Origin of the sequence: uncultured Veillonella sp., from assembly GCF_900545205.1 — a bacterium.
Lineage (GTDB): Bacteria > Bacillota > Negativicutes > Veillonellales > Veillonellaceae > Veillonella.
On sequence record NZ_UQYC01000112.1, the window covers coordinates 1 to 3,894 of the forward strand.

Below are 3,894 nucleotides of genomic sequence, written 5' to 3' on the forward strand. Positions count from 1 at the left end.
AGCACGTGTTGCATGGGTAACGCGACCTGCTGCATTGAGCCGTGGGGCTAAGGTGAAACCAATATGTCCAGATGTTATAGTTCGTTCATGGAGACCTGCTACATCGATTAGCTTTTTAATTCCTAGATTTGGATGACTATTCATCTTTTCAAGGCCTGCTTTTACGATGATGCGGTTCTCACCGACTAACGGCACAACGTCCGCCACAGTGCCTAATGCAACGATATCTAAATCATCTAAATACCATTCACCAGTCTTTGTAAGCCACAATGCTTGGCATAATTTAAAAGCAACCCCAACACCGGATAAGTTTTTATCCTTGTAAGGACAATCCTTTTGCTTGTGGTTAATAACAGCCTTTGCTCGTGGAATCAAATCTGGTGCCGTATGATGATCCGTAATAATCATATCGATACGGTCACGTACAGCCTCTACAATATAGTAAGAGCTAATACCGCAGTCTACGGTAATAACTAGAGATGTTCCCCTCTCTATAAGGTGCTCTAAAGCCTCTAAATTGAGGCCATACCCTTCGCTTTGACGCTCTGGTATGTAATAGGTAACATCGGCACCTAGTTTCTTTAAAAATCGATATAGAACAGATGTGGCAGTAATGCCATCTACATCATAATCACCATAAATAACGATTGGTTTATGTTTTTCAATTGTCTCCTGAACTAGCGAAACAGCTACATCCATATCTTTTAATGCGAATGGATCTAACAAATCAGACAAAGAGCCTTGTAAAAACCGACGCCCTTCATCAACATCTATGTGGCGATTAACCATTAATTTGGCCACAATAGGATTCACACCAAGTTCACGGATTAAGATATTCTCTTGTTCTTTGTCGCTTGTGGAAATGCGCCAACGTTTTTTCTTAATCATCATATCCCTCAGTAGTTTATAATCAATATTAGTATAAAACTTCAACGTATTATCATTATCATTTTTATTTATTATACATCAAAAAGTGAACAAAATAAACTATTTTATATATTTTATTCTCATTTAAGCTTTGTGTTTTTCTCAACAAAAAAGAACCTCCCATTATCAATAGGAGGTTCTCGATCAGTGAATTACTTAGAACCGGAAGTCTCGTTCGCCGTCTTTCATCTGTGCAATATAAGCTTTAGCTTTATCTTTAACTAAATCATTTTTGATATTTTCTAACTGTTGTTCAATAACCTTAGCGCCATGAGCTTTAGTTTTTTCATCACCATAATCCATGATGTATTCGTTCAATGTCATCAATGCATTAGGTTGGCAACAGTTATGGATTTGACCGGATTTAGCGAGGGCCATAAATCTGTCCCCTGTTCTACCTGCTCGATAGCATGCAGTACAGAAGCTAGGCACATATCCAAGATCTAGTAACCAATCTACGATTTCATCTAATGTACGTGTGTCACTGCGATCAAATTGAGCCGAATTATCCTCTGGTTTCTCTTCTTCTTTGTAACCACCTACGCTAGTACGAGAGCCCCCACTAATTTGGGAGATACCTAATGCCAAACCGCGTTCACGCATGGATTGACTTTCACGGGTAGACATAATCATACCTGTATACGGTGTGGATACACGAATAAGAGCAACGATTTTCTCAAATATATCGTCAGGTACAGCATTACTGAAATCATCTACATCGATATCATCAGCTGGACAAATACGAGGTACAGAAATTGTATGTGGACCTACACCAAATACTGCTTCTAAATGCTCTGCATGCATCAACAAACCTACAAAATCATATTTATAATGTTCTAAGCCATAAAGAACACCGATACCTACATCATCAATGCCACCTTGCATAGCGCGGTCCATCGCCTCTGTATGGTAGGCATAGTCGCTCTTAGGGCCTGTTGGATGAAGTGCTTCGTAGTTTTCTTTATTGTACGTTTCTTGGAATAATGTATATGTACCAATACCAGCTTCATGTAATTTCTTGTAATCCTCAACAGAGCAAGCTGCAATATTTACGTTTACACGGCGAATTTCGCCATTTTTATTTTTAATACCGTAAATAGTCTTGATAGATTCCAAAATATATTCAAGAGGATTATTAAGAGGATCTTCACCAGACTCAATAACAATGCGCTTATGCCCCATTGCTTCTAAGGCAATAACCTCTTCTCTAATTTGGTCTTGAGTCAACTTTTTACGTTTAATATCGCGATTTTTAGAGTGGTACGGACAGTATACACAACCATTAATACAATAGTTAGACAAATATAATGGTGCAAATAGAACGATGCGATCACCATAAATAGCTTTCTTGATTTCTTTAGCTAACGCATAAAGCTTTTCCTTATATTCAGGCAACGGACATTCTAATAGAACAGCTGCTTCTCTATGGTTTAACCCCTTAAATGTAGCAGCTTTTGCTAAAATAGCATCTAACAACTCCCTATTTTCCTTGTTTTCCTCTGCATAGGCAAGGGTGTCAAGGATTTCCTGATGGGAAATAAATTCCTCCGCCTTTGGAGATTTTACATCATACATAGTACTTACCTCAAATCTTTCTAGTGGCAACGCCACCCCTCTTTAGGTATATGAAAGTATATGACAACCAGTCTTCTGGTATTTCACTGATACTGTACATAGTATACCACTATTCCTACTAAAAAACATAGGAATTTGACACACAATAATAAAAGGTTACTCCCTCATAAGAGGAAGCAACCTTTATAGTATGGGAATTTCTAATTTATATCGATTATCTATATCGAATATGATTAAAATGTATATCAGTATTTCCCTTAATTAGATTCGCCTAGAAACGATAAAAAATCCCTAGTGGAAAACCACTAGGGATTAATAGTCATTGTAAAATTAAGCTTCTACAGGGTATACGCTAACTTTACGGTTATAACGACCAGCACGTTCAAATGCTACTTTACCAGGCACAAGTGCGAATAAAGTGTCATCTTTACCGATACCTACGTTAGTACCAGGGTGGAAGTGAGTACCACGTTGACGAACGATGATGTTACCGCTCTTTACGATGGAACCATCATGGCATTTAACACCAAGACGTTTAGATTCACTATCACGACCGTTACGAGTACTGGACACACCTTTTTTATGTGCGAACAATTGCAAATCAAAAGTAAACATTAAGTTCACCTCCTATATTTCGTGTATTTGGACAAACTCTGGATATTGACGGCTAATTTCCTTTAAACCAAGGAGCATAGTCCCCAGAATATCCTGTCCACTCTGGTTAATCGTACCAGAGAGAACCATATCACATTGACCTTCGCTATTCGTATACTCCCCTTCTTGCTGAGCAATTTGGGTAAGTCCTAACATTGCCGTTGCCGATAAGGCAGACACTGCAGCACATACGATATCGAAGCCATGATCATCATATCCTGCATGACCGGACATGTGACAACCAATTACTTGACCATCACGATTCCGCTGGATTCCAATGGAAACCATAATTAAGCTTGGATAGATTCAATACGAACTTTTGTGAACGGTTGACGATGGCCTTGACGACGACGGTAGTTGGATTTAGCTTTGTATTTGAATACTAAGATTTTTTTACCTTTACCATGCTCAAGAACTGTACCTGTAACTTTTGCACCGTTTACAAGAGGAGCGCCAACTTTAACGTCGCCGTCATTCACTACAGTCAAAACTTCTTCGAATGTAACGGATTCGTTAGCAGCTGCTTCCAATTTTTCGATAGTAATTACATCGCCTTCAGCAACGCGATATTGTTTACCACCAGTTTTAATAATTGCGTACATGAGAACACCTCCTTGTTATCGAACTCGCTGAATTCGGTATCCCGACCCGAACATCGGTCGGGCGTTTAAACCTGCTTCACGCGGATTGCAAAGTTCAGTAAACCGAACTAATACTGATATAGTATATCGTATTTAC

General features: G+C 38.8%; 5 protein-coding genes. All 5 read right to left on the reverse strand.

Features of this window, described 5'->3' with window-relative positions:
* On the reverse strand, nt 1–888 hold an 888-nt coding region (locus QZR70_RS08625), incomplete at its 3' end, for a DHH family phosphoesterase (RefSeq protein ID WP_295794540.1).
* A gap of 195 nt (nt 889–1,083) precedes the next feature.
* Nucleotides 1,084–2,502, reverse strand: a complete 1,419-nt coding sequence (hydG, locus tag QZR70_RS08630; RefSeq protein ID WP_060923969.1) for a [FeFe] hydrogenase H-cluster radical SAM maturase HydG — start codon at nt 2,500–2,502, stop codon at nt 1,084–1,086.
* A gap of 330 nt (nt 2,503–2,832) precedes the next feature.
* The gene (gene rpmA, locus QZR70_RS08635) at nt 2,833–3,117 is read right to left on the reverse strand and encodes a 50S ribosomal protein L27 (RefSeq protein ID WP_004696430.1); all 285 of its coding nucleotides are present in this window, start codon (nt 3,115–3,117) and stop codon (nt 2,833–2,835) included.
* Between the two features lie 12 nt (nt 3,118–3,129).
* Entirely contained in the window at nt 3,130–3,444 is a 315-nt protein-coding gene (locus tag QZR70_RS08640) for a ribosomal-processing cysteine protease Prp (RefSeq protein ID WP_295794542.1), read from the reverse strand.
* 2 nt (nt 3,445–3,446) lie between these two features.
* Nucleotides 3,447–3,758, reverse strand: coding sequence for a 50S ribosomal protein L21 (gene rplU / locus QZR70_RS08645; protein WP_004698652.1), 312 nt, complete (start codon nt 3,756–3,758; stop codon nt 3,447–3,449).
* Between the last annotated feature and the right edge of the window lie 136 nt (nt 3,759–3,894).

Coding starts and splice junctions, on each gene's coding strand:
- hydG (WP_060923969.1), bottom strand. CDS start 2,502: ATGTATGATGTAAAATCTCCAAAGGCGGAGGAATTTATTTCCCATCAG.
- rpmA (WP_004696430.1), bottom strand. CDS start 3,117: ATGTTTACTTTTGATTTGCAATTGTTCGCACATAAAAAAGGTGTGTCC.
- QZR70_RS08640 (WP_295794542.1), bottom strand. CDS start 3,444: ATGGTTTCCATTGGAATCCAGCGGAATCGTGATGGTCAAGTAATTGGT.
- rplU (WP_004698652.1), bottom strand. CDS start 3,758: ATGTACGCAATTATTAAAACTGGTGGTAAACAATATCGCGTTGCTGAA.